The 25506-nt window shown below is 53.8% G+C and carries 23 protein-coding genes; 20 read left to right on the top strand and 3 right to left on the bottom strand.

Features of this window, described 5'->3' with window-relative positions:
• The first annotated feature begins 434 nt into the window (after positions 1 to 434).
• Complete coding sequence (locus tag BLR64_RS03400) at positions 435 to 2012, top strand: putative amidoligase domain-containing protein (RefSeq protein ID WP_090712196.1); 1578 nt, start codon at positions 435 to 437, stop codon at positions 2010 to 2012.
• Positions 2013 to 2163: 151 nt separating this feature from the next.
• Here the strand turns inward: BLR64_RS03400 and BLR64_RS03395 are convergent, their stop codons facing one another.
• Complete coding sequence (locus tag BLR64_RS03395; RefSeq protein WP_090712194.1) at positions 2164 to 2973, bottom strand: GNAT family N-acetyltransferase; 810 nt, start codon at positions 2971 to 2973, stop codon at positions 2164 to 2166.
• Between the two features lie 205 nt (positions 2974 to 3178).
• Here BLR64_RS03395 and mutS point away from each other — a divergent pair, with 205 nt between their 5' ends.
• The 16 genes from mutS to BLR64_RS31200 all read left to right on the top strand — a co-directional run bounded on the left by mutS (position 3179) and on the right by BLR64_RS31200 (position 22740).
• Complete coding sequence (gene mutS / locus BLR64_RS03390) at positions 3179 to 6025, top strand: DNA mismatch repair protein MutS (protein ID WP_090712192.1); 2847 nt, start codon at positions 3179 to 3181, stop codon at positions 6023 to 6025.
• A gap of 187 nt (positions 6026 to 6212) precedes the next feature.
• Positions 6213 to 8303, top strand: coding sequence for a DNA mismatch repair endonuclease MutL (mutL, locus tag BLR64_RS03385; RefSeq protein ID WP_090712190.1), 2091 nt, complete (start codon positions 6213 to 6215; stop codon positions 8301 to 8303).
• Between the two features lie 36 nt (positions 8304 to 8339).
• Positions 8340 to 9119 carry a class I SAM-dependent methyltransferase gene (locus BLR64_RS03380; RefSeq protein ID WP_090712188.1) on the top strand — a complete coding sequence of 260 codons (780 nt, stop codon included), beginning with the start codon at positions 8340 to 8342 and terminating at the stop codon, positions 9117 to 9119.
• Entirely contained in the window at positions 9109 to 10059 is a 951-nt protein-coding gene (gene miaA / locus BLR64_RS03375; protein WP_090712186.1) for a tRNA (adenosine(37)-N6)-dimethylallyltransferase MiaA, read from the top strand. Before BLR64_RS03380 ends, miaA begins: the two co-directional genes overlap by 11 nt.
• Before the next feature lie 397 nt (positions 10060 to 10456).
• A complete protein-coding gene (gene hfq / locus BLR64_RS03370; protein ID WP_068724967.1) occupies positions 10457 to 10696 on the top strand; it encodes an RNA chaperone Hfq in 240 nt (79 codons plus the stop codon).
• Between the two features lie 137 nt (positions 10697 to 10833).
• Complete coding sequence (locus BLR64_RS03365) at positions 10834 to 13482, top strand: transglycosylase domain-containing protein (RefSeq protein ID WP_090712184.1); 2649 nt, start codon at positions 10834 to 10836, stop codon at positions 13480 to 13482.
• A gap of 299 nt (positions 13483 to 13781) precedes the next feature.
• Entirely contained in the window at positions 13782 to 14336 is a 555-nt protein-coding gene (locus tag BLR64_RS03360; RefSeq protein WP_068724970.1) for a ribonuclease FAU-1 family protein, read from the top strand.
• A gap of 2 nt (positions 14337 to 14338) precedes the next feature.
• Positions 14339 to 14995 (top strand): YdcF family protein, encoded by a 657-nt coding sequence (locus BLR64_RS03355; RefSeq protein WP_090712182.1) that lies wholly within the window; start codon positions 14339 to 14341, stop codon positions 14993 to 14995.
• Between the two features lie 102 nt (positions 14996 to 15097).
• The gene (locus tag BLR64_RS03350) at positions 15098 to 16057 is read left to right on the top strand and encodes an AAA family ATPase (RefSeq protein WP_090712179.1); all 960 of its coding nucleotides are present in this window, start codon (positions 15098 to 15100) and stop codon (positions 16055 to 16057) included.
• Between the two features lie 80 nt (positions 16058 to 16137).
• On the top strand, positions 16138 to 17427 hold the full coding sequence (gene hflX, locus BLR64_RS03345) for a GTPase HflX (RefSeq protein WP_090712177.1): 1290 nt from the start codon (positions 16138 to 16140) through the stop codon (positions 17425 to 17427).
• A gap of 152 nt (positions 17428 to 17579) precedes the next feature.
• On the top strand, positions 17580 to 18833 hold the full coding sequence (locus tag BLR64_RS03340) for a methionine gamma-lyase family protein (protein WP_090712175.1): 1254 nt from the start codon (positions 17580 to 17582) through the stop codon (positions 18831 to 18833).
• 167 nt (positions 18834 to 19000) lie between these two features.
• Positions 19001 to 19237, top strand: a complete 237-nt coding sequence (locus BLR64_RS03335) for a hypothetical protein (protein ID WP_090712172.1) — start codon at positions 19001 to 19003, stop codon at positions 19235 to 19237.
• 193 nt (positions 19238 to 19430) lie between these two features.
• Positions 19431 to 19841 (top strand): MerR family transcriptional regulator, encoded by a 411-nt coding sequence (locus tag BLR64_RS03330; RefSeq protein WP_019910684.1) that lies wholly within the window; start codon positions 19431 to 19433, stop codon positions 19839 to 19841.
• Between the two features lie 32 nt (positions 19842 to 19873).
• Entirely contained in the window at positions 19874 to 21202 is a 1329-nt protein-coding gene (glnA, locus tag BLR64_RS03325; RefSeq protein WP_090712169.1) for a type I glutamate--ammonia ligase, read from the top strand.
• A gap of 435 nt (positions 21203 to 21637) precedes the next feature.
• Positions 21638 to 22279, top strand: a complete 642-nt coding sequence (locus BLR64_RS30510) for a cohesin domain-containing protein (RefSeq protein ID WP_208607122.1) — start codon at positions 21638 to 21640, stop codon at positions 22277 to 22279.
• 122 nt (positions 22280 to 22401) lie between these two features.
• Complete coding sequence (locus tag BLR64_RS31200) at positions 22402 to 22740, top strand: DUF3139 domain-containing protein (protein ID WP_090712168.1); 339 nt, start codon at positions 22402 to 22404, stop codon at positions 22738 to 22740.
• Positions 22741 to 22805: 65 nt separating this feature from the next.
• On the opposite strand, the gene BLR64_RS03310 is transcribed toward BLR64_RS31200, so the two are convergent.
• Together BLR64_RS03310 and BLR64_RS31195 are read right to left on the bottom strand one after the other, a co-directional pair.
• Positions 22806 to 22997 carry a hypothetical protein gene (locus tag BLR64_RS03310; protein WP_090712166.1) on the bottom strand — a complete coding sequence of 64 codons (192 nt, stop codon included), beginning with the start codon at positions 22995 to 22997 and terminating at the stop codon, positions 22806 to 22808.
• 109 nt (positions 22998 to 23106) lie between these two features.
• A complete protein-coding gene (locus tag BLR64_RS31195) occupies positions 23107 to 23352 on the bottom strand; it encodes a DNA-directed RNA polymerase subunit alpha C-terminal domain-containing protein (protein ID WP_425262166.1) in 246 nt (81 codons plus the stop codon).
• Between the two features lie 278 nt (positions 23353 to 23630).
• Between BLR64_RS31195 and BLR64_RS03300 the strand changes: the two genes are divergently transcribed.
• The 3 genes from BLR64_RS03300 to BLR64_RS03295 all read left to right on the top strand — a co-directional run bounded on the left by BLR64_RS03300 (position 23631) and on the right by BLR64_RS03295 (position 25339).
• On the top strand, positions 23631 to 24185 hold the full coding sequence (locus tag BLR64_RS03300; RefSeq protein ID WP_090712162.1) for a hypothetical protein: 555 nt from the start codon (positions 23631 to 23633) through the stop codon (positions 24183 to 24185).
• 1 nt (position 24186) lies between these two features.
• Positions 24187 to 24363, top strand: a complete 177-nt coding sequence (locus BLR64_RS30200; RefSeq protein WP_167360587.1) for a hypothetical protein — start codon at positions 24187 to 24189, stop codon at positions 24361 to 24363.
• A gap of 286 nt (positions 24364 to 24649) precedes the next feature.
• The gene (locus BLR64_RS03295; protein ID WP_090712160.1) at positions 24650 to 25339 is read left to right on the top strand and encodes a hypothetical protein; all 690 of its coding nucleotides are present in this window, start codon (positions 24650 to 24652) and stop codon (positions 25337 to 25339) included.
• Positions 25340 to 25506: the final 167 nt, after the last annotated feature.

The raw sequence follows: 25506 nt of genomic DNA, 5'->3' as shown, positions 1-25506 counted from the left end.
CCCATGAATGACGAACATCGGAAAGCCGTATGAGGGAAAACCTCACGTACGGTTTGATGAGGAGGGGCTGAATTTGTTCAGCCCTTTACTCTAGTTTTGGAAATTTAATGTATACTTACGGATACTTTAAATTTAGAGCGGCCTGATGCGGTACTTCATAAGCTTGTTGCGTCGGATTCTTAAGAATTAGGTGGATTTTCCACACTTAATTCCACTCTATTTCTCAATTTCAAACGAATAGTTGTAAAATCGCAACTAAATTTTGCCCGAAAAGCGCTTTGAACGCCAAAACAGAGAAATTAAGTGCTATTTTTCCAATTAGTATCCTCTTATCTATAGTAGATCTAAGAATTAGTTGACGATTTTACACTTAGATTGAGCAGCTGTAAACCAGATGCTAAACGGGTGCAGAGACTGTTTGGGAGGAGCAGGTCATGAACGAAGGGCTTAACGTGTTTATCCGGTTAACGCTGCCGCAGCGGGAAGCCCGGTTGCAGCGCTGCGGGCTGAAGGCTGCTATGACTCCTTCCGGCCGGGCGGAGCTGGAGCAGCGGGGGATTACCGCAGCAGAAGTAAACGCTATACATATGTATCACTCAAAAGAATTAAGCAGGATCCACAGACAGCAATATATAGTCAGCATCTTCAATCAGCAGGTGTTGGACATCCAGGCGCTGGGGACCGGACAGGCTATGCGGCAGAAGTCTAATGCGCAGAGTCGGGGAGAACCGGAGAGTGTAGCCAAGGGCCCTGGTAATCAAGGTAGGAGTTCAGTGAGGTTAAATGGCCATTATGCTGGAGGCATCACGGAAGGGGGCTCCTTTTCGCCTCTAAACAGAAGGGAACATACGGCGTATACTGCAGTGGATGAAGAGGGGCCGGGTGGCCGGGCTGTGATTGCCGGGCCTGAGGCCGAAAGAGAGGAACGGCTGACAGCAGATGACAGCGCAGAGATGCAGGCAGCTGTGCCCGGTCTATACAGCCACGGGCAGCATAGCCGCCGCAGTTCAGCAGGCCAGCTGTGTGAAACCGCGGTCCGGGCCTTGTATTGCCTTGGGCTGGATAGCGGTGAGGTGAGGCTTGTGGCTCTTGGCGGCAAACAGTTTGCCGTCGAGGCTGTCATGCCTCTCTCTGCAGCAGACAGCGGCGTTTACCGGGCGGCGTCACAGGCGCTGGACGCCGCCCTTGCCCTTGAGCAGCCCGGCCGTCCAGGGCTGCTGATGGGCATGGACCCGGAGTTCCTTCTGCTCCGGGAGTCCACCGGCCGCGTCGTGCCCGCGTCGCGGTACCTGCCCCTGGACGGCGTCGCGGGCTGCGACGCCGGGCCCCCGGGAACGCAGGGCACGTTCCCGGTAGCGGAGCTGCGCCCCCAGCCGCGCGGGGAACCGCGCGCGCTGCTGGCGCAGCTGATGTCCGCCGTGCGCGCGGCGGACCGGCTCATCACCGACCGCTCGCTAAGCTTGCGGGCGGGAGGCATGCCGCTGCCGGGCTGGGCCCTCGGCGGCCACCTGCACTTCAGCGGCGTAACGCTCACGGCGCCGCTGCTGCGCGCGCTCGACAACTACCTCGCGCTGCCGCTGATGCTGCTGGAGGACGCCAGGGCTGCCGCGCGGCGTCCGCGGTACGGCGTGCTCGGCGATTTCCGGCTTCAGCCGCATGGCGGCTTTGAATACCGGACCCTGCCGAGCTTCCTCGTCTCCCCGGTCATCGCCAAGGGCGTGGTCTTCCTGGCTCACCTGATCGTGAGCCGCTACGAAGACCTTACGCTGCGCCCGCTCGACCGGGAGGAGCTGCATGCCGCCTATTACAGCGGCGACAAAACCCCGCTGCGCGCAGCCTTCATTCCGCTGCAGGCGCAGCTGCGGGGGCTGCCCGGCTATGCGCAGGCAGCCGCTTACATCGAACCGCTCCTGGGCTTTATAGCGGCGGAGCGGACCTGGGACGAGTCGCGCGACATCCGCGGACTGTGGCTGAGCAAAGAAGAAGGCAGGATAAAGTCAGGCTCAACCTGAAAAAGGCTCAGATTGAGCCTGATAGTGGCATTGTATCAAAGTCCCTGGTTACACTGAACCTTGCCCTGATTCCCGGAGGCACTCTGATACCGGAGTGCCTACGGCTTGCAAACGATCTGCTGCTGCCGGTCCGGGGCCTAGGGGTCCGTATTTACCGCTGCTTTTCCAGATACATCATCGCCCAGGTACCGATGTCCGTGAAGCCCAGCTTTTTGTAAATCTGGCCGGCTTGGGGATTGTTATAGAACAGACACAGGGATTTCCCCTCGGCCAGCAGATCGGCGCACAGCTCAGCGGTAATGCGGGTAGCCAGCCCTTGGCCTCTATGCTGCGGATGGGTGGCGACGCCGACAATCATGGCCGACAGCGAATTTTCGGCAGTGGTTGAGGCTGAGGCGATGACTTTGCCGTCCTGCTCGGCGAAAAACGTGCGTCCGGTCTTGCTTTCCAGCGCTTTGCGCAGGCTTTTGCGCGAATCTTCGGTGCTGGCGGCGAATTCCTCGATCTGATCGGTGAGCGTACAGATGGCCTCGACATCATGGGCCGTTGCTTTACGGATGACAAGCGGGACAGCCGCTGCGAAGCGGAGCGGTCCGTTCATTTCCTTCAGCTCAGCGAACAGCATCTGCTTTTCCTCACGGGCCGCAATCTTCCCTCTGAAAGCCTGCACAACCCCGGCATCCCCTGATATCATTTCAGCCCCGGTGTCTTTACGGATCAGTTCCGCAAAACCCTCTGTATCAAAATCTCCTTCCGCATAAGTAAGATAACTGCTGTAAAAACGCAGCATTACTGCCTTCAGAGGCCCGTCCGGCGTATCAGATTCCCCCCACAGCTCCATGAATTCCTGCTCGAATCCGAAGTTTTCCACATCCCCGATAATAAACAGATTAATGGACGGGTTATGGCCTGTCAGCGCCATCAGCCGTTCCCGGTCTGCCTCGTACAGTCTGCGTATCATAATAAGTCCCCCTAGTAAGTATAATTGATGTTTGTTCCTAATCTTACATTATACAAGGGAGAAGTTGCAGCCATATTTTAGTTCAGCGGGAGCTGTCCGCATTTGGAGAGAACACCTGTTTCTTCCTGCGCGCAAGGGGGATAACTTTGCTCTGCGAGTTTCTGCTATAATAGAGAGTACTAGAGAAATGGCATGGAGGTTAACAATGGCTAAATATACGCCGATGATGGAGCAATACTTGAAGGTAAAGGAAGGGGCGAAGGATGCTTTCCTTTTTTTCCGGCTGGGTGATTTCTATGAAATGTTCTTTGACGATGCGATCCTCGCCTCAAAGGAACTTGAGATAGCATTAACCGGCCGCCAGGGCGGAGGCGATGAGAAGATTCCGATGTGCGGAGTGCCTTATCATGCGGCCGAAGGTTACATACAGCGACTCATTGAAAAAGGCTACAAGGTCGCGATCTGCGAGCAGCACGATGACCCGGCCGTGACCAAAGGCATGGTGCGGCGCGATATTGTCCGCGTGGTTACCCCGGGAACCGTAATGGACGGCAAGATTATTACGGATAAAAGCAATAATTATCTCGTCTGCGTTACTGAAAATGACGGGATGATGGCACTCTCGGCCTGCGATCTTACGACAGGTGAACTGTATGTCACTTCTGTCCTGTCTAATGCAGAGTGGCTGCGCGATGAAATCGGCATTTATGAGCCGGCGGAAATCATCGGGGATGCGGCGCTGCTGGAACAGCTGCGCAGTGAAGCCTCGCTGCTGGCCAAGCCGGTTGTGTATACCCCCTGGGATAAAAGAGAAGAAGAAATGGCCCGCCGCCAGTTCGGCGAAGCTGCCTGGGTCCGGCTGGAGAAGGAGCGGGGCAGCTGCCTGGCGCTTCTGATTTCTTATTTAAGCGAAACGCAGCGCCGTTCACTTGGCCAGCTGAGCCAAATTTCCCCGTATGAGCCGGGCAACTATATGATTCTTGACCCGTTCACGCGCCGAAATCTGGAGCTGACTGAGACGGTCCGCGAACGTTCGAAGAAAGGTTCACTGCTCTGGCTGCTCGACCGCACCGAAACCTCGATGGGCGGCCGGCTGCTGCGCCGCAGAATCGACAAGCCGCTGCTGCAGCGTGCTCCGATTGAACGGCGGCTTGAGGCTGTCGATTACCTGTATAACCAGTTCATCGTGCGGGAGGATCTGCGCGGTGCGCTGAAGGAAATCTACGATCTGGAGCGGCTGGTCGGGCGGATTGCCTTTGGCAGCGCCAACGGCCGCGACATGAACGCCCTGAAGCTGTCCCTGCAGCAGATACCGGCGCTCAAGGAGATGTGCCTGGCATCCGGCTCCGCGACCCTGCGGGAAATCGCCGGTTCCATGGATGTATGTGCCGAGCTGTGCGAGGACATTGACCAGGCCATCGTGGAGGACCCTCCGGTTTCTGTACGCGACGGCGGCATTATCCGGACCGGATATCATGAACGTCTGGATGAGCTGCGGGTTGCCAGCACAAACGGCAAGCAGTGGATTGCCGAGCTTGAAGCGAAGGAACGTGCCGCTACAGGAATTAAGTCACTGAAGATCGGCTTCAATAAAGTGTTCGGCTATTATATAGAAATAACCCGTTCCAACCTGTCCTCCCTGCCGGAAGGCCGCTATGAGCGCAAGCAGACGCTGGCAAACGCCGAGCGTTATGTGACTCCTGAGCTGAAGGAGAAGGAAGCGCTGATTCTGGAAGCGCAGGACAAAATGACGGATATTGAATACAGCCTTTTTACCGAGCTGCGTGACCGGATTGCGGCCCAGATTCCCCGCCTGCAGGCTCTCGCCGAGAAGGTGGCTGAGATTGATGTGTACCAGTGCCTGGCCGCTGTAAGTGCCGAGCACCGGTTCGTCAAGCCGAAGCTGTCCGACGGCTATGACCTGCGGCTCGAAGGCGGACGCCATCCTGTCGTGGAGGCGGTGCTGAAGGATGCTGCCTTTATGGCCAACGGCAGTACGCTTACCCGGGATGACGGGAATATATTGCTGATTACCGGACCGAACATGGCCGGGAAAAGCACTTATATGCGCCAGGTGGCCCTGATCTGCATTCTGGCGCAGATCGGCTGCTTTGTCCCGGCATCGAGCGCTGAAGTGCCGCTGATTGACCGGATCTTCACGCGGATCGGAGCGGCGGATGATCTGATCGGCGGCCAAAGCACCTTTATGGTGGAAATGGCCGATATTCAGGTTATGACCGAGAAGGCCACTGCCCGCAGTCTGATTATCATCGACGAGCTGGGCCGGGGAACCTCGACCAGCGAAGGGATGGCCATTGCCCAGGCAGTTATTGAGTATGTGCATGATACAATTGCCTGCAAGGCGCTGGTCTCGACCCATTTTCATGAGCTGGCCCACTTGGAGCAGAGCTTGAAAGGACTGCGCAATTACTCTATGGCTGTCCAGGAGAGCGGCGACAAAGTCAATTTCCTGCGCAAGCTGGTGCCGGGAGCCGCTGACAGCAGCTACGGTATTTATTGCGCCCGGCTTGCCGGCCTGCCCGAAGGGATCATCGACCGTGCCTACGGATTGCTTCAGAGCATAGAGCAGGCCGCGCCTCCGGGAAGTTCAGCGCTGAATTACGGAACCGGCGGTGAAGGCGGCAGCTCCGGCAGTGAGCTCAGAGAGAGCCGCGAGCCAGCCGGCCGGCCGCACGGCGGACAGGCTGTGCACCAGCAGCAGCCTCAGTCTTCAGGCCCTTCACACGCGGCGGCTTCCATCCTGTCCGGCGGGACTGTATTTGCAGAATCGGCGGTTTCACTGGCTTCCTTTGAGGACAGTGCTGACCAGGAAGTGGTCCAGCTATCGATTTTCGGGGAAGAAGAGCCGCGCAAAGGCCGCAAGGGCGGTGCTGAGCCGGCGGCTGCACCGGCAGCTGCATCGGCAGCGAAGGAGAATCCTGTCCTGAAGGAGCTGGTCGCTGCTGTCCAGGACGCGGACCTGATGAATATGACTCCGCTGCAGGCGATGAGCCTGCTGAACGAGCTGAAACAGAAGGCTAAAGGATTATAATATTAGCAGCAGCTGCAACAGCTAGGCGCACGTTATATAGACTTTTATGCTGGGAAGTAACAGAATGAGATGGCGAACTTCCAACTCAAGGCGGCGGACCCTTTAATCCAGAGGGATCATCAGGCCGGGAGCCCATCGAGCCTACTTTTGAAAAAGTAATTTATATTATTACCGCGAGGTGAATGACATGGCCAAAATTCATGTGCTGGACGAGCATATTGCCAACCAGATTGCTGCCGGGGAAGTAGTGGAGCGGCCGGCTTCCGTCGTAAAGGAGCTGGTGGAGAACGCCATTGATGCCGGCAGCACCCGCATCGAGGTCACCGTGGAAGAGGGCGGCCTGCAGAGTATCCGCGTCAAGGACAACGGCTCGGGCATTGAAGCGGAGGATTGCGAGACGGCGTTCTACCGCCATGCGACCAGCAAGATTGCCAGCGGCCGCGACCTGTTCCAGATTACAAGCCTCGGCTTCCGGGGCGAGGCACTGCCCAGTATCGCGGCGGTGTCGAAGGTTACACTGCTTACAGCCAGCGGTGATGACGGCAAGGGCCGGCAGATCGCGATTGAAGGCGGGCGGCTGATCGCAAATGAAGATCAGCCTGCCGGCAAAGGCAGTGATATGGCTGTGCGTGAATTGTTTTACAATACTCCGGCAAGGCTGAAGTATATGAAGAGTATTCAGACTGAGCTCGGGCATATATCGGATGCGATGTACCGGATGGCGCTGGCGCACCCTGATATTTCCTTTACGCTGCACCATAACGGCAACCAGCTGCTTCATACGCTCGGCAACGGCGATCTGCTTCAGGTCATCGCAGCCGTCTACGGCACATCTGCGGCCAAGGCGATGCTGCCGGTCAGCGCGGAAGATCCCGATTATAAGATCACCGGATACATCAGCCGACCGGAATGGACCCGCTCCAACCGGAACGCGGTAACAACCATCGTCGGCGGACGTTATATCCGCAGCAACGGGCTGAATGCGGCAATCCTGCGCGCGTACCACACGCTGCTGCCGATTAACCGCTATCCGCTGCTGGTGCTCAAGCTGGATATGCATCCTTCGCTTGTCGATGTCAACGTGCATCCGGCGAAGCTGGAGGTGCGCTTCAGCAAGGAGACGGAGCTGTACGCCTTTGTAGAGCAGGAGCTGCGCAAGGTGCTGCTCGGCCAGAACCTGATCCCCCGGCCCGGCAGGGAAACGGTCGGCGGGAAGGGCAGCAGCTCCTTCATTCAGGAGCAGTTCGCCTTTTCGAAGGGCACTGCACCTGCTGCGCAGGCGGAATCCGCTGCGGCCGCCCAGCCATCGGCGGCAGGGCAGCTGCCCGGCGTGTCTGGCGTGAGCTACGCTCCGCCGGCCGTCCCGGGCAGCGAGAGCAGCGCTCCGCCAGTCAGCGGCGTCCCTGCCCGCACGGCCGGTCCGTCCGGCGGCGCAGAGGGCCGTCCGCCTGTTTCCGGCGGCGGCGCTGATCCGCTGGCCGCGCGGTCCGGCCAGCTTCAGCCTCCGGCTTACCAGCCGCAGGCCAGGGAGAGTGCCGCTGTCTACAGCGGCAGCTTCCCGCAGGCGCCGGCGCGGACCCGGGGTGACGGAGGCGGCAGCTACCGCCAGCCGCCGGCAGCGGTGCCGGCACGCGGCAGCCTGCCTGGTGCCGGGGAGCTGTATGCCCCGAGCGGAAATGCCGATCCGGGTCTCCCGCAGTTTCCCGAGCTGAATTACATCGGTCAGCATCACGGCACTTATATTATTGCCCAGAACGACAGCGGGCTTTATCTGATTGACCAGCACGCTGCGCATGAGCGGATTAACTACGAATATTATTATGAGAAATTCGGGCGTCCGGAGGATGCCTCGCAGGAGCTGCTCCTGCCGATTACACTGGAATTCACGCCGTCAGAGAGCCGCCAGCTCAGCGAGCGGCTGCATTGGTTTGAGAAGGCCGGGGTATATCTGGAGCATTTCGGGGGCCAGACGTTTCTGGTCCGTTCCCTGCCTTACTGGTTCCCGGAAGGGGAGGAGAAGGCGCTGGTGGAGGAAATGGCCGAGTGGGTGCTCAGCGAGCGGTCCATAGACCTGGCCAAGCTGCGCGAGAAATCCTCGATCCTCTGCTCCTGCAAGGCCTCGATCAAGGCCAACCAGAAGCTGACGGAGCCGGAGGTGGATGCGCTGCTGTCACGGCTGGCGGCCTGCAAGCAGCCTTATACCTGCCCGCACGGCCGGCCGATTGTTGTGTCCTTCTCTGCTTATGATCTGGAGAAGCTGTTCAAGCGGGTAATGTAACCTAACGATAGAAGCAAGTACGGAAATGGAGGCAACATGATTATAACGACGGGCTTTGACCCGATACCGGAAATTGTTCAGCGGGCCAGGGCGCTGGCGGAGCACACCGGAACGAAATTTATACCCCGCGGGAAGCTGTCTGTGAGACGGCTGGTCGAGCGCTACGGGGACGAAGATATTCTGGTCATCCTTCAGGAGGCGGTACGGCTGATTACGCCGGGCACGCCGCCGATGGAATTCCACCCGAGCATGGGCTTTGTCCGGGCCAAGCGGATTCTCAAGGGCGAACCGGATGCCATGCTGGAAGCGGCACGGATGGAACCGGGCGACAGCGTGCTGGATTGTACAGCCGGGCTGGGCAGCGATTCCCTTCTGTTTGCCGTGCTGGGCGGAGAGGGCTCAGCGGTTACAGCACTGGAGAGCTCGCTGCCGCTGTATGCGCTGCTCTCCGAAGGCATGAAGCATTATACTTCAGGGCAGGTGAAGGTAAATGAAGCGCTGCGCCGCATCCGGGTGGTTCACAGCGAGCATCTGGAATATCTGCGCGGGCTGCCGGACAAAAGCGTGGACATCGTTTACTTTGACCCGATGTTCCGGGTGCCGCTGATGGATTCGTCAGCCATCTCGCCGCTGCGCCAGTTCGCCAACACCGCAGCTCTTTCAGAGGAGACGGTCGCTGAAGCGCGCCGCGTTGCCCGCAAAACCGTCCTGCTCAAGGAAAAGGCGCTGAGCGGTGAATTTAACCGGCTCGGCTTCACGGAGCTGCTGCGCGGGAGCGCCAAAATATCGTACGGGGTGATCCACATTGACAACTGAGACGAAACATAAGGTGCTCGTGCTGCTGGGGCCGACGGCCGTCGGCAAAACAAGGCTGAGCCTGGAGCTGGCAGAGGCCTATAATGCCGAGATCATCTCCGGCGATTCCATGCAGGTGTACCGCGGCATGGATATCGGCACAGCCAAGATCAGCACGGAGGAAATGAACGGAATCCCCCATCATCTGATTGATATTCATGATCCGGAGGAGGCGTACTCGGTTGCCGAATTCCAGGAGCAGGGCAAGCGGCTGATTGCCGAGATCAGCAGCCGGGGCAGACTGCCGTTTATTGTCGGCGGCACAGGGCTGTACATTGAGTCGCTGTGCTACGGCTTCCGCTTCTCCGAGGCGGTGGCCGACGAAGCATTCCGTGCCGAACAGGACGCCTACGCGGAAACGCACGGGGCTGAGGCGCTGCATGCCCGGCTTGCCGCCGTGGACCCGGCCAGTGCGGAGCGGCTCCATCCGAACGACCGCCGCCGGATTATCCGGGCGCTGGAAATCCATCACCAGATGGGCACCACCCTGTCCGCCAACAAAGCGGAGCAGACCCGGGAATCCCCCTATGAGCTGTGTCTGATCGGCCTCACCATGGACCGGAAGATCCTCTACAAGCGGATTGAGGACCGGATCGACCAGATGCTGGAGCAGGGGCTGATTGCCGAGGTGCGGGGGCTGCTGGACAAGGGCTATCACCGCAGCATGGTAGCCATGCAGGGGCTGGGCTACAAGGAGATCGCCGCTTATCTGGAGGGGGAACTGACCTATGAGGAAGCGGTGACCCTGCTGAAGCGCGACACCCGGCGGTTTGCCAAGCGCCAGCTGTCCTGGTTCCGCCACATGAAGGAAATCGAATGGATTGAAGATTTTAACGAGCAGAACTATCCCGGTAATCTTGCAAAGATACGTGAGATTATCTCCCGTAAACTTGATAGATAAGATGGACACGGCGTTTGCTTCAATCCCTTTATGCATCGTGAACAGTCCCGGGAAGTATGTTTCATACATGCTCCGGGGCCTTTTTTTATTTTGGCAGGCCTGATTCAATCCCCGCTGATTTGCGGTAGAAAAATGTGGGGGCCTCAAGCACTAACCGGAGTGCAGGGAATTGACGGGAAGGGGGCGGAAGATTTAACATGTATTCTAGAGAGAACGGACGCTGCGTGCTACCGGAAGCCGCCCCGGCTGCGTCAACGTTCATGTTATATACCTTAACTTCACTCCAATTCAGCGAATTGCTGTAACTGCAGATTGCGTGGTATAATAGCAGGAAAGTTTCTCTCAGGTGTTGAATATACTTACGAACAATCTAATTGAACCATTGGGGGTACGTCATATGAACAAGTCCATTAACATCCAAGATACGTTCTTGAACCAGCTGCGTAAAGAGAATATCCCTGCCACAGTATATTTGACCAACGGCTTTCAGATCCGGGGAATCATCAAGGCATTTGATAATTTCACGATTGTGATCGACAGTGACGGGCGCCAGCAGATGGTGTACAAGCATGCGATCTCGACCTTCACGCCGCAGCGCAGTGTCTCACTGATGCAGGACAGCGGAAGCGACGAGTAACATTTTACTGCCTTAAAGCGAAACTTTTTTGTTTATAAACCGTTTGAATAGAGTGCGCGAGAGCAACCTGCGAAGGTTGTTCTTTTCATTCGTGCCTATAAATTTAGGATATTTCCGCAAGGGAGTCAGGAGGCAGCATGTCCAGAGACGAAATATCAAGGACAAACAACAGACACAGACAGACGGGCTCTGCGAAATCCACAGGTAAGCCCAAGCCTAAGAAAAAGAAAAAGTTTTTAACCAAAAAGCGCGTATTATGGAGTTTGTTTTTTGCGATGGCCCTGGCGATTTTTTGTGCGCTCGGCGGTTATCTGTTCATTATGCTGAACGGGCAGAAGCTGCTTAATGAGAACCAGGATAAGCTGACGGTCAATCCGCCGACACAGATTTTTGACCGCAATGCGAATCTGATCGGCGAGCTGTCACTGGAAAAAAGCGATCCGGTGGAGCATGACGATATCCCGGAGCAGCTGATCAATGCTTTTGTGGCAACCGAGGATAAACGTTTCTTTGAACACAAAGGGGTAGACTTCTGGTCGATCGGCCGCGCAGCGGTGAAGGATATTGCGGCACGCAGCATGGTGGAAGGCGGCAGTACCATCACCCAGCAGCTGGCCAAAAATATCTTTTTGACCCGTGACAAGACGTTCTTCCGCAAGGCGACAGAGGTATCCATTGCGGTTGCGCTGGAGAACTCCAAGACCAAAGATGATATTATCACGATGTATCTTAACCGGATCCCGTTCGGGGGCACGATCTATGGAATCAAGGCGGCTTCCATCCGTTATTTCGGCAAGAGCAACCTCGCGGATCTGGAACTGTGGGAAATGGCTACACTGGCCGCAATGCCGAAAGGGCCTTCCCGTTACAATCCGCTCCGTAACCCTGAGCTTTCCAAGGAACGGCGCGGCGTAGTGCTTCAGCTCATGTATGAGCAGGGCTACATCACCAAGGAAGAGATGGATCAGGCCAAGGCGGTGGAATACAGCTACAAGCCGCCGGAGAGCAAGCAGCGTTATCAGGCCTTTATTGATTTTGCGATTGATGAAGCAGAAGAGAGATTCGGGCTGACCGAAGACGATCTCAACATCGGGGGCTACAAAATCTACACCACTATGGATAAGCACGCCCAGGAGACGGTGGAGGATGCTTTTGCCGACAGCGACAATTTTGAAAAAAGCGTCGACGATGAGCTGGTTCAGGGTTCGATGACAATCATCAATCAGGAGAACGGCAGTATTGTTGCCCTGATGGGCGGACGCAATTATGAGAAAAAGGGCTTCAGCCGCGTGAACGGCAGCCGCCGTTCTCCGGGCTCGTCCATTAAGCCGATTGTTGCTTATGCACCGGCTCTGGAATCGGGCAAGTTCACAAGCTCTTCCATGCTGAGTAACGAAAAGCAGTGCTTCGGCACCTACTGCCCAAATAATCTGCACGGTTACTCGTCTACCATAAGCATGAGCACAGCCATCACGAAGTCGGAAAATATCCCGGCAGTCTGGCTGCTGAATGAAATCGGTGTGAATACCGGCTTCCAGTTCGCGAAGAAGCTCGGCATTAATCTTAGTGATGACGACAAAAACCTGGCGCTGGCGCTCGGCGGTGTGTCGCAAGGCACGAATACGCTGGAGATGGCCCAGGCCTACAGTGCCTTTGCAAACGGCGGGGAGCTGCGGGAGGCCTACTCGATCAAGTCGATTGAGAACAGCGACGGGGATACGGTTTATAGAGCCAACACCGCGCCTGAGCGGGTAATGAGCGAGCAGACGGCGTATCAGATGACCGAGATGATGCAGGAGGTTGTAACGGACGGGACCGGTAAAAAAGCGAAGATCAACCGTCCGGTTGCCGGTAAGACTGGCACCACTCAGAGCGGGTACTCCGGAATCAGCTCCAACCGTGACGTCTGGTTCGTCGGCTATACGCCGGAATGGACAGCGGCGGTCTGGATGGGCTATGACAAGCCGAGCAAGACCCATCTGCTGAAGAACAGCAGTCCGCTGGCAGCGGCCTTCTGGGGCAAGGTAATGGAGGAGGCGCTGGAAGGTGTTCCGTCCAAATCCTTCCCGTCACCGTCAGGCTCCAATGAAGCAGAGCCAACCGCTACGCCGGAGGCTGTACAGCCGGTAAGCGGGCTGTCAGCTGCTTATGATCCGTCCACGATGACCGTCAATCTGAGCTGGGCGCCAGCGCAGGCTGAAGGCGTGGAATACCGGATTTACCGGCGCGAGACATCTGAGAGCGAGTTTACGGCGCTTCTGAACACGGTGTCGCCGACTGTAGGCGATATCAGCGCCATGCCGGGCCTTACCTACGAATACTATGTGACGGCCTATTATCCTGAACTGGATCAGGAAAGTGAACCTTCCGACACGGTTACTGTAGCCGTGCAGGATGAGATGCCGACCATGGAGCCTGAACAGACACCGGATCCGAATATGCCGACCGACGATCCCGGAAACGGCAATAACGGCAACGGCAACGGGAACGGGAATGGCGAAGGCAACGGCAACAACGGCGGTAATAATGGCAACGGAAATGGTAATGGTAATGGCAACGGCAACGGTCATGGTAACAACGGTAACGGAAACGGCAATGGCGGAGGCAACGGCGGATTGCCGGTGAATACGCCTGAAGCCCTGCCGACACCGCCTCCGGCCACGCCGGCGCCAACCTCTCCGCCTGAAACGGCGCCGGGCAGCGGCAATGCCGGCCCGGATAGCGGAGCCGGGGTTGTAACCGATCCGGCGGCCGGGATGGCAGAAGGAGACGGCAGTACACAATAAGGTTTTTCTAGCAGATTACAGGGGTCAAGAGATTATACAGGGCAGGCAGGCTTCCGCTAATGAGCGGATGTCTGCCTGTCTTTTTTTTGAATATGGATGAGACCGGACAGGCCGTTGTCGATTTTTGAAAGAATAAGCAGGTATATGCTTTACAATATCCATAATCCTTATCTTTCCCGCAGAAACGGGTACCGTCCTGATTAGGACGGCGTAGCCGTGTCTACTTGGTAAGTCTTGTTTTGAGTGTGTCTGCCAAATGTGTTAAGCTGGATACACCATTATTCGAGAGGGTTATTCATATGAAACGTAAATTCGGAGACCGGGCCAACTGGCGCCGGATTACGCGCCGCCATTTTGCCTGCCGCTATGTGGAGACCCGGGAATTCAGCGGTTATATCACACTTTATACGATTTACGGGCTGAAGGAACCGCTCTGGAAAAGCTATGGCAGGCATACATACCGCATCGCGGACAAGGGATATTCCTGGCTGCAGTATTTTCCCAAGGACAGCCATTATATTGTAACGGCCATGTTTGACGAACGGCAGAATATCATACAATGGTACATAGACACCTGCAAGGTCCAGGGTGTTACGGATCAGGGAGTTCCCTGGTTTGATGATTTGTATCTGGATGTGGTGGTGCTGTGGAACGGGGAAGTGTTTTTGCTTGATGAGGATGAGCTTGAAGAAGCGCGTGAACGTAATGATATTACAGACAGCGACTATAAGCTGGCCTGGACAACAGCTAAGGGTATTCTGCGCAGCATTGATGCACACTCCTTTCCTTATTTTGCTCTTTCCCTGAAGCATCGTGCCGAATTGTTCCATCACGGAGAATTCAGGAGGAAATAGAAATGGAATGGTATGTTTACCAAAGAGGCTCATCTCCCATCCGTAAGGTATCGCGGAAACGGCGCCCTCGCTTCAGACGCAGGCTTCTGCTTGTTTGTACCGCCGCAGCGGCAGCAGGTTTGCTGTGGTGTGCGGTTGCGTTCAACAAGATCAATAGTGCCGCTACTGCATCACCGATGATCAAGGCTGATGCGGGCATTATTCTGGGGATGGCCATGTGGGGGGACGAGCCCAGCCCCGGACTCAAGGAACGTCTGGAGTACGGGCTGCAGCTTTATCAGGAAGGGAAATTCAGCCGCTTTATTGTTTCGGGAGGGCTGGACAGGGCCGACTACCGGTATACGGAAGGCCAGGGCATGCGCAACTATCTGGTGGAGCACGGCGTGCCGGATGAAGCCATTCTGATGGAGAATGAATCTACCAGCACCTACGAGAATCTGAAGTTCAGCCAGGAGATTATGCAGCGTGAAGGCATGACAACCGCTGTTATTATCACCCACACCTTCCACGGGCAGCGGGCGCTGGAGATTGCGGAGGAATTCGGCTATATTTCCCCGCAGCTTGGTGTAACCGAGTCCGAAACGATGTCCATGCTCAAATATAAATCGCGGGAGATTCTTGCATACAGCAAGTGGAAATTGCAGCAGCTGTTTATGTAATCAGCAGGAAGCTATAAAGTTCCCGAATCTGCTAATAACACCCCGCCAGCCGGAATAGACTTGAGGTAGAGCAAGTCAGCCCTGGATAATGAGGTGAACAAGGTGAACGGACGCGTAGCAGCGGCAAGTGGCCGGGATGATGGCCGGCCGTCACGGCAGATCAATATTGTGCTGCGGAATCAGGAGCCGCCTGCGGCGGGTATGGCCGCAGGCGAACCTGTGCCTGCCAAAAATCAAGGCCGCAGCGGGTTATTCCAGGAATTAAGCCGGGAGCTTGATGCCCTTGTGGGCCTGGACAATATCAAGGAGCTTGTATTCGAAATTTATGCCCTGCTGCAGGTTGCCCAGATGCGCAGCGAGGCGGGCCTGGCCAGCGGCGGCCAGGCCTACCATATGGTATTCAAGGGGAATCCCGGAACCGGGAAAACGACCGTTGCCAGAATCGTCGCCAAGCTGTTTCAGCGGATGGGGGTGCTCAGCAAAGGGCATCTGATTGAGGTGGAGCGTGCAGATCTGGTCGGCGAATATATTGGACATACCGCCCAGAAGACGCGCGATCTGGTCAAAAAGGCGCTAGGCGGCATCCTTTTTATCGATGAAGCCTACAGCCTCGCCCGCGGCGGGGACAAAGATTTCGGCAAGGAAGCGATAGACACGCTTGTAAAAAGCATGGAGGACCAGCGCAGCCAGTTTGTGCTCATCCTGGCCGGTTACTCGGAAGAGATTGATTATTTTCTGATGAGCAATCCGGGCCTGCCTTCAAGATTTCCGATCCAGGTCGAATTCCCCGACTACACGATCGACCAGCTGCTGCAGATTGCCGAGCTGATGGCCAAGGAGCGCGATTATATTTTGATGCCGCAGGCCATACTCAAGCTAAAGCAGCATCTGCTGATCGAGAAGACCGAGAGTCTTCACGCCTTCAGCAACGCCCGCTATGTCCGTAATTCCATTGAAAAGGCCGTGCGGGCGCAGGCAGTCCGGCTGCTGAACCAGTATGAGAGCACCAGCCCCGGCAAGCAGGAGCTGATGACGCTGCGGACTGAAGATTTCAAGCTTTAGCGCCTGCACCTGCTGCAAGGCGTTTCGGACAAACACAGACAGGCATTTCAACAGGTATAAGAAGAAGGAGCATTCAATACATGTCACTGACCCATGATACACAGACAGATGTGCAGGACCGGGCGATTCTCGTCAGTCTCGTTACAGACCAAATCAAGCGCACAGGCATCGACCCCGAGCTGTCCCTGCAGGAGCTCGTTCAGCTCGCCGAGACAGCCGGAGTTGAGGTGGTGGACGTTCTCCGCCAGAACAAGGAAACCCCTGATTCCAGGTGGTTCATCGGCAAAGGCAAGGTGGAGGAGCTGCGGATGGCGGCAGACGGGCTGGGCGCCAACACGGCGATCTTTGACCAGGAGCTGTCCGGAGCCCAGGTGCGCAATCTGGAGGAAGCGCTTGACCTGAAGATTATTGACCGCACCCAGCTGATCCTGGATATATTCGCCGGCCGGGCCAAGACGAGGGAAGGCATCATACAGGTAGAGCTGGCGCAGCTCTCCTATCTGCTGCCGCGCCTGTCCGGACACGGCAAAAATTTGTCCAGGCTCGGCGGCGGTATCGGGACCAGAGGTCCCGGCGAGAGCAAGCTGGAGACCGACCGCCGGCATATCCGCGGCCGGATCACCGAGCTGAAGCGCCAGCTTGATGACGTCGTCAAGACACGTGAGCTGCACCGCGAACGCCGCCGCAAGAGCGGGGCAGTGCAGGTGGCGCTGGTCGGTTATACCAATGCCGGCAAATCGACGCTCTTGAAGCAGCTGACCGATGCCGACGTCTATATTGAGAACCAGCTGTTCGCTACACTCGATCCCACTTCACGTGTGCTGCAGCTGCCAGCGGGCAAAGAGGTGGTGCTGACCGATACGGTCGGGTTCATTCAGAACCTGCCGCATGATCTGGTGGCTTCCTTCCGGGCGACGCTGGAGGAGGTCAATGAGGCCAATCTGGTGCTGCATGTTGTGGATGCCTCCTCTCCGATGCGCGAGGAGCAGATGGAGGTTGTCGATTCCATTCTCCAGGAGCTTGGTGCTGCCGGCAAGCCGCGGGTAGTCTTGTTCAACAAAAGTGATCTCTGCCAGCCGGAGCAGCTGGAGATGCTGCCTTCAGGCCGGGGGTATCTGAAGATCAGCGCCTTTAATCCTGACGACCTGGCCCGTGTCACCGGGCTGATTGCCGATGAGCTGGCCGGAGATACACTGGTATTCCGCATTCCCGGCGACCGGGGGGATCTCTCCTCGCTGCTGTACCGGGTGGGGGAAGTGCAGGATACCCAGTATGAAGAAAACGATGTGCTCTACAGCGTCCGCCTGAACAAAGAGGATTATGAAAAGTGGGGTTATAAGCTGGCGGAGTTTGTGGTGCAGCAGGACTAAGCTATAGTAAAACAGCTGTCCTGTTAAGTATTATAAGAATAGGTCTTCCCCGTCCGGCGGCCCTGTCTTCAATATTAGCGGAGACAGGGCTATGCTGTGCGTGGTGACTGCTTATGTTAAGTAAATGTAATGTTAGGAGCGAATAAGGGGAAATGGCTGTTTTTGCAGAGGATATTTTACAGGCGGCAGAGGCCGCAGAGCTTGAAATTGAAAGTGCGGTAAAAGAGCTTGACCGGATTGTGGATCACAATCAGTGGAAGGTCATTGAGGCGTTCCAGCGCCAGCAGGTCAGTGATTTTCATTTTGCCGGGTCTACCGGATATGCCTATAATGACCGGGGCCGCGAGGTGCTGGATCTGGTGTATGCCGAGGTATTCGGTGCGGAGAGCGCCCTGGTGCGCCCGCATTTCGCTTCGGGAACGCATACCATCTCTACTGCGCTCTTTGGTGTGCTGCGGCCCGGAGACGAGCTGCTGTATATCACCGGCCGTCCATATGACACCCTGCATAAAGTAGTGGGCAAGCCGGGAGACGGGACGGGCTCCCTGGCCGACTTTGGGATTGGCTATAAGGAGACTGCGCTCACGGCAGACGGGAAGATCGACTGGGACGAGGTGGAGCTGTCCATTAATGAGCGGACGAAAGTTATTGGCATACAAAGATCCCGCGGCTATGACTGGCGCTCCTCCTTCACTGTTGCCGAAATCGGCGAGATGGTGACCAGAGTCAAGGCGCTGAAGCCGGGGCTGATCGTATTTGTAGATAACTGCTATGGCGAGTTTACGGAAAAGCTGGAGCCGCCACAGGTTGGTGCAGATCTTGTGGCTGGCTCGCTGATCAAAAACCCCGGCGGCGGCATTGCCGAGACCGGCGGCTACATCTGCGGCCGCAGCGACCTTGTGGAGCTGGCTGCCTACCGGCTTACGGCACCGGGCATAGGCGGTGAAGTGGGCGCGATGCTCGGAACGACCCGCGGCCTCTATCAGGGGCTGTTCATGGCGCCGCATACGGTCGGACAAGCCGTTAAGGGCAGCATCTTTGCCGCTGCAGTGTTCCAGCGCTGCGGCTTCACCACCAAGCCGGCCTGGAATGAGCCGCGTACGGATCTGATTCAGGCGGTCTCTTTTGACAGTGCAGAGCACCTTATCGCCTTTGTTCAGGGGATACAGCGCGCCGCTGCTGTTGACAGCCATGTTGTTCCGGAGCCTTGGGATATGCCGGGCTACGAGCATCCGGTTATTATGGCGGCAGGCACCTTTATTCAGGGCGGAAGCCTGGAGCTGTCTGCAGATGCCCCGATCCGCGCGCCGTACATCGGCTACATGCAGGGCGGACTGACCTACTCCCATGTGAAATTCGGCGTCCTGATGGCGCTGCAGAGCATGCGGGAGCGGAAGCTTTTATAGAATGGAAGAATATGAAATTTGGCGGTCAGCCCGTTTAACGGCCGGAGATTCGATAGTATTGCCCTGCTTATTTAAGCGGGGTTATTTTTTTGACTGCAGACTCTACCGCCGGGCGGGAAAAAGCTCTATAGTAAAATGGAAATTATTGTAGAGGAGGGATTCGGATTATGAAAAGACGGGAGCGGGCGGCGGTACTTCCCACCAGGAACGGTGTCGGTGTAGTGCGGGTATCGTCTGATCCGGCCCATGTCTCCTTAGAGGCTGATGAAAACGGGGAGGTTGAGCCGGAGGAGCTGCGGGCACTAGCACAGCATTTACGTTCCCAAAACATTAACGCCGGAAGTCAGGGTATTGTGCAGCGGGGGAATGGGAAAAATATTGCGAGGCGCATGCTTGTTCTGTAACCGCTTTTTGCTTCCGGATTGTCCGATGTGATATACTGCGGTAGACTTCATCCTGTTGTAGCTTACATCCAGGTAACCTTCTGTTTCGCAGTAGTCTACTAATGTTGTAAAGAAAACTTACATACCATTGACACGCCAAATTAAGAAATGTACAATGAGATGAGAAAAAGATCATTGGAAGGTTGGATGAGTCATGGGTGATGAAATCCGCAGAAATATGGCATTATTTCCTATAGGAATCGTAATGAAGCTAACCGATTTATCTGCTAGACAAATTCGTTATTATGAGCAGCACAGCCTGATTGTACCTGCGCGTACCTCCGGCAACCAGCGTTTGTTCTCATTTAATGATGTTGAGCGCCTATTGGAGATCAAGGCACTGATTGAGAAAGGGGTCAATATTGCCGGCATTAAGCAGGTGATGAATCCTGTCTCGAAGGAATCTGAAGAAGCTACGGTTATTACCCCTGACACAGAGGTTAGACGTAGAGAGTTGTCTGATTCACAGCTTCACCGTTTGCTTAAGCAGGAACTGGTTTCCGGTAAAAGACCGGGACAAGTATCTCTTATTCAAGGCGAGCTATCCCGGTTTTTTAATAAATAAACTAATTAGAGTGTTGAAAGGGAGAGGGTATCGTGAGCTTTTCTAAAGAGGACATTATGCGCATTGCCAAAGAAGAAAACGTCCGTTTTATTCGTCTGCAGTTTACCGACCTGCTGGGAACGATCAAAAACGTTGAAATTCCCGTGAGTCAGCTTGAAAAAGCACTAGACAATAAAATGATGTTTGACGGTTCTTCCATCGAAGGTTATGTGCGTATTGAGGAATCTGATATGTACCTGTATCCGGACCTTAGCACCTGGGTTATTTTCCCGTGGGTGACTGACAGCCGGGTGGCACGTCTGATTTGTGATGTGTACATGCCTGACGGAACACCGTTTGCCGGTGATCCGCGCGGTATTCTGAAGCGTTGTCTCCAGGAAGCTGAAGAGATGGGCTTTACAGCCATGAACGTTGGACCGGAGCCGGAATTCTTCCTGTTCAGAACTGACGAGAAGGGCAACCCGACACAGGAACTGAATGACCAGGGCGGGTATTTCGATTTGGCGCCGATGGATCTTGGGGAGAACTGCCGCCGCGAAATCGTATTGACCCTTGAGGAAATGGGCTTTGAGATTGAAGCCTCCCACCATGAGGTAGCTTCCGGCCAGCATGAAATTGACTTCAAATATGCGGATGCGATCAAAGCCGCTGACCAGATTCAGACCTTCAAGCTCGTCGTGAAGACGGTAGCCCGTCAGCACGGCCTGCATGCAACTTTTATGCCTAAGCCTCTTTTTGGCATGAACGGATCCGGTATGCACGCACACCAATCCTTGTTCAAAGGCAATGAGAATGTGTTCTACGATGAGAGCGATACACTGGGCCTGAGCAAAACGGCACGTTACTACATGGCGGGTATCCTGAAGCATGCACGTGCTTTTGCCGCTATTACTAACCCTACCGTTAACTCTTACAAACGTCTGGTTCCAGGCTACGAAGCGCCTTGTTATGTAGCATGGTCTGCGAGCAACCGCAGCCCGATGATCCGTATCCCGGCTTCCAGAGGCCTCAGCACACGCATTGAGGTCCGCAATCCGGACCCTGCTGCTAACCCGTACCTTGCACTGGCTGTAATGCTTAAGGCAGGTCTGGACGGAATCAAACGCCAGCTGGATCTTCCTGCTCCAATCGACCGCAACATCTATGTGATGTCTGAGGAAGAGCGGATTGAAGAAGGCATCCCAAGCCTGCCGGCTGACCTGAAGGAAGCACTGAATGAAATGATCCGCAGCCATGTCATCACCGAAGCCCTCGGCGAACACGCGCTGGCTCACTTCTACGAGCTGAAGGAAATCGAGTGGGATATCTACCGTACCCAGGTTCACGAGTGGGAAAGAGATCAGTACATGACGCTTTACTAGTATGAAGCAGCCCTTGACGCCGTTGGCGTTGAGGGTTTTTTTTGTTGTGTGGGCTTAGAAGCAGAGAGGGGCGCTGAGATTCATGGTGCCCACAAAATGCCCGCAAAATAATGGGTGGTATTCGAGGATGGTCGTATATGTGCTTTCTATTTTAATATACTACAAGGATATATCCTAATTCCTGTCAGCACCGGCTGGAGGGTTTCTTTTTTAATCCACATTTTACCTTATTAAACTGCTGTTAATCCATTTGGTGAAAGTGCCAAATCTAATGAAGTTTCTGCAACACTGACGGCTCCGGAACCGACAGCCACACCAGAACCAACACCGGCTGCAACTCCTGCACCAACAGCAACGCCAGAACCAACAAGCGTGCCGTCCGCAACGCCGGAACCTTCAGTGGAGCCTACAGCTACGGTAACTCCGGTGCCTACAGTGACACCAGAACCGACACCGACTGCAACACCAGTGCCAGCTCATGAACCTGTACTAAATGTTAACATAGCTAAGGATAAGATAGGCATAGGTCAACAATTTGTGACTGAAATTTCTCTGGAAAATGTAAAGGATATTTACGCGGAGGATTTTGAGATAAAGTATGATGTAGCGCATTTAGAGTATCTTGGTTTTGAAGAAGTTACAGGTTATAAAGTGTACAACAGCCCAACCGATCTGAATGGTGTCTTACGTTTTATTATAGCCAGCCAAGGTGAAGAGTACGGCATAAATGAAGACACTGTCATCCTAAAGTTGAAATTCAAAGCAAAAGCCATAGGGACGGCAGTGGTTGATTCAACAAAGGCAAGAATTGCAGACAGTGAGCAGGAGTATGTCCTTAAGCAGGAAAACTGCCTGGAAGATAGTATTTTAATTGAAGCCACTGATGTGAATAAATCAGGACAGTACACGCTGCTTGATCTGGCAATTGACGCGAAATATTTTAAATATCTTGCGGCAAATGTTGATCCTGTAAAGTACAATGCGCAGCAAGCTGGCGATGAATATGTTAACGATGACGATTTGCTGTTTATTGTAGAACAAATGCTAAGCAATCCGGACTATCTGCCTATTATGTAATTAAACAAAAGGTTTTAAGCAAGAAAAAAATCCTGATCCTTGTTTCAGATAACCCGGCGGGCTGATGCCTGACGGGTTATCTTTTTAGAAAATGAATTTTTTTTGCAAGATATAATGATAAGATGATATTAATTTTATTCAGGAGGTGTGTTCCGATTAAAAAATTTGTAGCTTTCTCAGTACTCATTATACTCTTGCTTATAGTTGGGGCTTATACAGCGCTGCAGTTTAAATATCATTCACTCGAAAAAAGCCTAAAGACATATTTATTTAACGTTGAGGGGTACTCTGAATCTGATGTAATAAGTATTAGGGCTAAACTTGGCTCCATGCCGAAATTTCCGGTATATGTAACCTTTTCTGATGATCCCGATACTACATACATTTTTACGGACAGAGATGCCTCTGACTGGACACAGCTGGACCCCAAAGAACCGCAGCGGTTAAAAAAGAAAAATTAGTATTCACACTGCCTGGCATTAATGGTGAGGTGCGGTTTGATCTGAAGGCGATCTCAATCAATTAATCAATCATAAACATATGAAATAATTTTAATAGACTCTTTAGCAATGGTGAGTGTACCGAAGCCGGTATCTAAATTAATAAAATTGTAGTTAAAACCATATACCAGCCAGCCTGCGAATATATCGCCATTCACTAGCTGGATTTTTACCGGCTCCTGCTTCATAATGGCTTCTTCAATGAGCTTCATGTCCATATGATTTCACCGCCCGTTGAAATATTGTATAGGTATTATTAAACTTATTTTGGAATAAATTTCAATCTATATAAAAAAGAACCTTTACATAAAGGTTCTTTGGTACAACTCAAACCCTGCTCTTTGCATGTGCCTCTAACAACTCAATAACAATCGTTTGCCCCGTGACGCCGAAATTCCTCAAGCAAAGCAATTCAGTCAATGAAGCCTTCATTAAATCACCGATAGTGACGTAGTTGCTGTCATGTAACGAATTAAGAATACGGGAAATGCTTTTGGGGTTTCTGGTCGTTCTCAGTCTTAAAGTGTGAATGGATTTTGGGTATAGGCTGCGGTCAATGTCAATGTAAGACATGAGGGGAAGTGTATCTCTAGTAGACAAGCTCACATGATGTCTCCCTTCATTCATCTGGTAAATATTATAAATAAATGAGATGAATTTGCAATATATTTCACGCTTTGTTTACAAAAAAATTTGAACATGATTATTAAAGCGAATGTGTCTTTCGTGCGGGTTAAAACCTGCTGGATCCTCCTCCGAAGATTGGGATTTACACATTGTTCCAGAGCCGATAAAATAATTTGGAGAATGCCTTTATTTGGTGAGCGGAAGGATCCGGGGGAGAGAAGATTTTGGAGAAGGGTTTAACAGAAAAGAACGGGCTGTACGCCTTGCCGCTGCAGCAAAAGCCAGAACTAAAGCTGTCATTACATATTCTGTACGGGTTTGTTATAACTGTATTTCTGGGCTTCGCTATAATGGCTGGCGTATTGCCCAATATCGGGAACGAAAAATTCTTTCTGATCGCTATTTTGGCGGGGTTGTCCGGATTTATGGGGTATATCTGGGTGGGTGCAGGGGTTCTTCATAAGCCTTATCTAATCGTTACTGAGGAGGAGCTTAAATTCACAACACTGTTCGGGCAGAAGGTTGTTCCCTTAAACAGGGTCTATAAAGCTGAATTTTATGTAGATCATAGCATTGTCGGACTCGGAATTTGGGCAGAACAGCAGGGCGAGCGGTCCTTTATTGAGGTTACAGACCGTTTCTTCGGCAGGGATTATTCTGTTGGAATTCCTGTTCCGATGTTCCGGAGTGTCGACTTTGAAAAATTAAGACTAACGATACTTTCGCGGGCTATGCCTGCCGCTGATTTAACAGAAAGCGCTGAAGGGCTGGAATCCTGATATGAAAAAACACAATCTGCACAAAACATTCCGTGCATTGCTTCCCCTTATTTTTATTCTCGCGCTGACACTTGCTTTTCAGCTGACGGCCTTTCTGATAGGCGTTATGGAGAATTTAGCTAAGGAATCGTATAGGATCGGCTATATGTTCGGAAGTTTCCTGGAGTGGATGATTTGAACCCGTTGTCTTGCTAAAAGTTTTCCAGCGCACATCGGATCGCTTTCTTCGCTGCATGATGCCGGTGGGCTGGGTTATATTTTTATGAATGGTCTTTTTTTATGCTGCTAAAATACTGCGTGCAACATAAATCATCGTCAGGCGTAACCTTCTGGCGTTTTTTTGCGTTTAGTTAGAGTGTGGTATTTATGCCGCCGCAATACTGTGCACTTGCACTTTTAATCCCGTATAGATAAAAATGTCAGCTATTCGGGTAATGAGTGTTATCCAGACGAGGAGGTATAATATGACAAAATCAATACTAACAACAGCAGCAAGTGTTCTTCTCTTGTCCGCCTTAATTCTGGGCGCATGCAGCAATAAGGAGACAGGAAGTGAGGCTGAACCGACAGCGTCCAGCCCGGCCGCAACGGCTGTAAGTGAGGCTACAGCCAGTCCTGAGCCCTCTGCATCCCCTGAAGCTACTGAAGCGGCGCAGGCGTCCGCGAGTCCGGAGGCAAGCGCCGAGCCGTCATCCGGGCGGCCGCAGACGCAAAGCTTCGGTGAGCAGGAGGGTGGAGTCCCAGGGCAGGAGGGCACGCTTGCGCAAGGGGACGGATACTCCCTGTATATATTTGACGGCTATACCTTTGATGCACAGACCGGCCGCTTAGCGTTAACTGCAGATCCTGATTATTATGCAGAGATTGAACCCCTGCCGTCCGGTTATGACCTTGCCGCCCTGAAGCAGCAGGGCCAGACTGAGCTGGCTGCTGCCGGCAAGCCTAATGATTACAGCGGGGAATTGATTGAACATCCGCTGCGTTATGCGGAGCTGTATTTACAGGTGAGCGGCGAGAGCACAGAAGATTATATCGTTTGGAAGAACGAGGCCGGGGAGGCTTATTTACTCCGGTTGCACAACCCGAATGGAGAGCTGTCGGATCAGTTTGCTCCCTGGATGACAGTATCGCTGTCGACCATAGAAGGTAATTAAAATTTAGAAGGTAATTAAAAATTAAGCCGGCTGCTGTAATGACCCGTCCGCAAGAAGGCCCTGTGACAAGCAGGCGGCCTTCTTGCGGATTTTTTTATGAGCATAATCCGGATGAATGGCGCAAAATATAAAAGCTACAGTCCCCGTTCAATCAATATACATAATAA

Source organism: Paenibacillus typhae, assembly GCF_900099765.1.
Lineage (GTDB): Bacteria > Bacillota > Bacilli > Paenibacillales > Paenibacillaceae > Paenibacillus_AQ > Paenibacillus_AQ typhae.
This window is presented reverse-complemented; position numbering and strand designations above follow the sequence as displayed.

What these genes read in the sequence shown, in the direction of transcription:
- BLR64_RS03380 (WP_090712188.1), top strand. Translation starts at nt 8,340, where the DNA reads ATGATTATAACGACGGGCTTTGACCCGATACCGGAAATTGTTCAGCGG.
- BLR64_RS03310 (WP_090712166.1), bottom strand. Translation starts at nt 22,997, where the DNA reads ATGGACATGAAGCTCATTGAAGAAGCCATTATGAAGCAGGAGCCGGTA.
- BLR64_RS03295 (WP_090712160.1), top strand. Translation starts at nt 24,650, where the DNA reads ATGACAAAATCAATACTAACAACAGCAGCAAGTGTTCTTCTCTTGTCC.
- hfq (WP_068724967.1), top strand. Translation starts at nt 10,457, where the DNA reads ATGAACAAGTCCATTAACATCCAAGATACGTTCTTGAACCAGCTGCGT.
- mutL (WP_090712190.1), top strand. Translation starts at nt 6,213, where the DNA reads ATGGCCAAAATTCATGTGCTGGACGAGCATATTGCCAACCAGATTGCT.
- BLR64_RS03335 (WP_090712172.1), top strand. Translation starts at nt 19,001, where the DNA reads ATGAAAAGACGGGAGCGGGCGGCGGTACTTCCCACCAGGAACGGTGTC.
- BLR64_RS03400 (WP_090712196.1), top strand. Translation starts at nt 435, where the DNA reads ATGAACGAAGGGCTTAACGTGTTTATCCGGTTAACGCTGCCGCAGCGG.
- BLR64_RS03340 (WP_090712175.1), top strand. Translation starts at nt 17,580, where the DNA reads ATGGCTGTTTTTGCAGAGGATATTTTACAGGCGGCAGAGGCCGCAGAG.
- BLR64_RS03355 (WP_090712182.1), top strand. Translation starts at nt 14,339, where the DNA reads ATGGAATGGTATGTTTACCAAAGAGGCTCATCTCCCATCCGTAAGGTA.
- BLR64_RS31195 (WP_425262166.1), bottom strand. Translation starts at nt 23,352, where the DNA reads ATGTCTTACATTGACATTGACCGCAGCCTATACCCAAAATCCATTCAC.
- BLR64_RS03365 (WP_090712184.1), top strand. Translation starts at nt 10,834, where the DNA reads ATGTCCAGAGACGAAATATCAAGGACAAACAACAGACACAGACAGACG.
- mutS (WP_090712192.1), top strand. Translation starts at nt 3,179, where the DNA reads ATGGCTAAATATACGCCGATGATGGAGCAATACTTGAAGGTAAAGGAA.
- BLR64_RS03330 (WP_019910684.1), top strand. Translation starts at nt 19,431, where the DNA reads ATGGGTGATGAAATCCGCAGAAATATGGCATTATTTCCTATAGGAATC.
- BLR64_RS31200 (WP_090712168.1), top strand. Translation starts at nt 22,402, where the DNA reads ATGATATTAATTTTATTCAGGAGGTGTGTTCCGATTAAAAAATTTGTA.
- BLR64_RS03360 (WP_068724970.1), top strand. Translation starts at nt 13,782, where the DNA reads ATGAAACGTAAATTCGGAGACCGGGCCAACTGGCGCCGGATTACGCGC.
- hflX (WP_090712177.1), top strand. Translation starts at nt 16,138, where the DNA reads ATGTCACTGACCCATGATACACAGACAGATGTGCAGGACCGGGCGATT.
- BLR64_RS03395 (WP_090712194.1), bottom strand. Translation starts at nt 2,973, where the DNA reads ATGATACGCAGACTGTACGAGGCAGACCGGGAACGGCTGATGGCGCTG.
- BLR64_RS30200 (WP_167360587.1), top strand. Translation starts at nt 24,187, where the DNA reads ATGAAAAAACACAATCTGCACAAAACATTCCGTGCATTGCTTCCCCTT.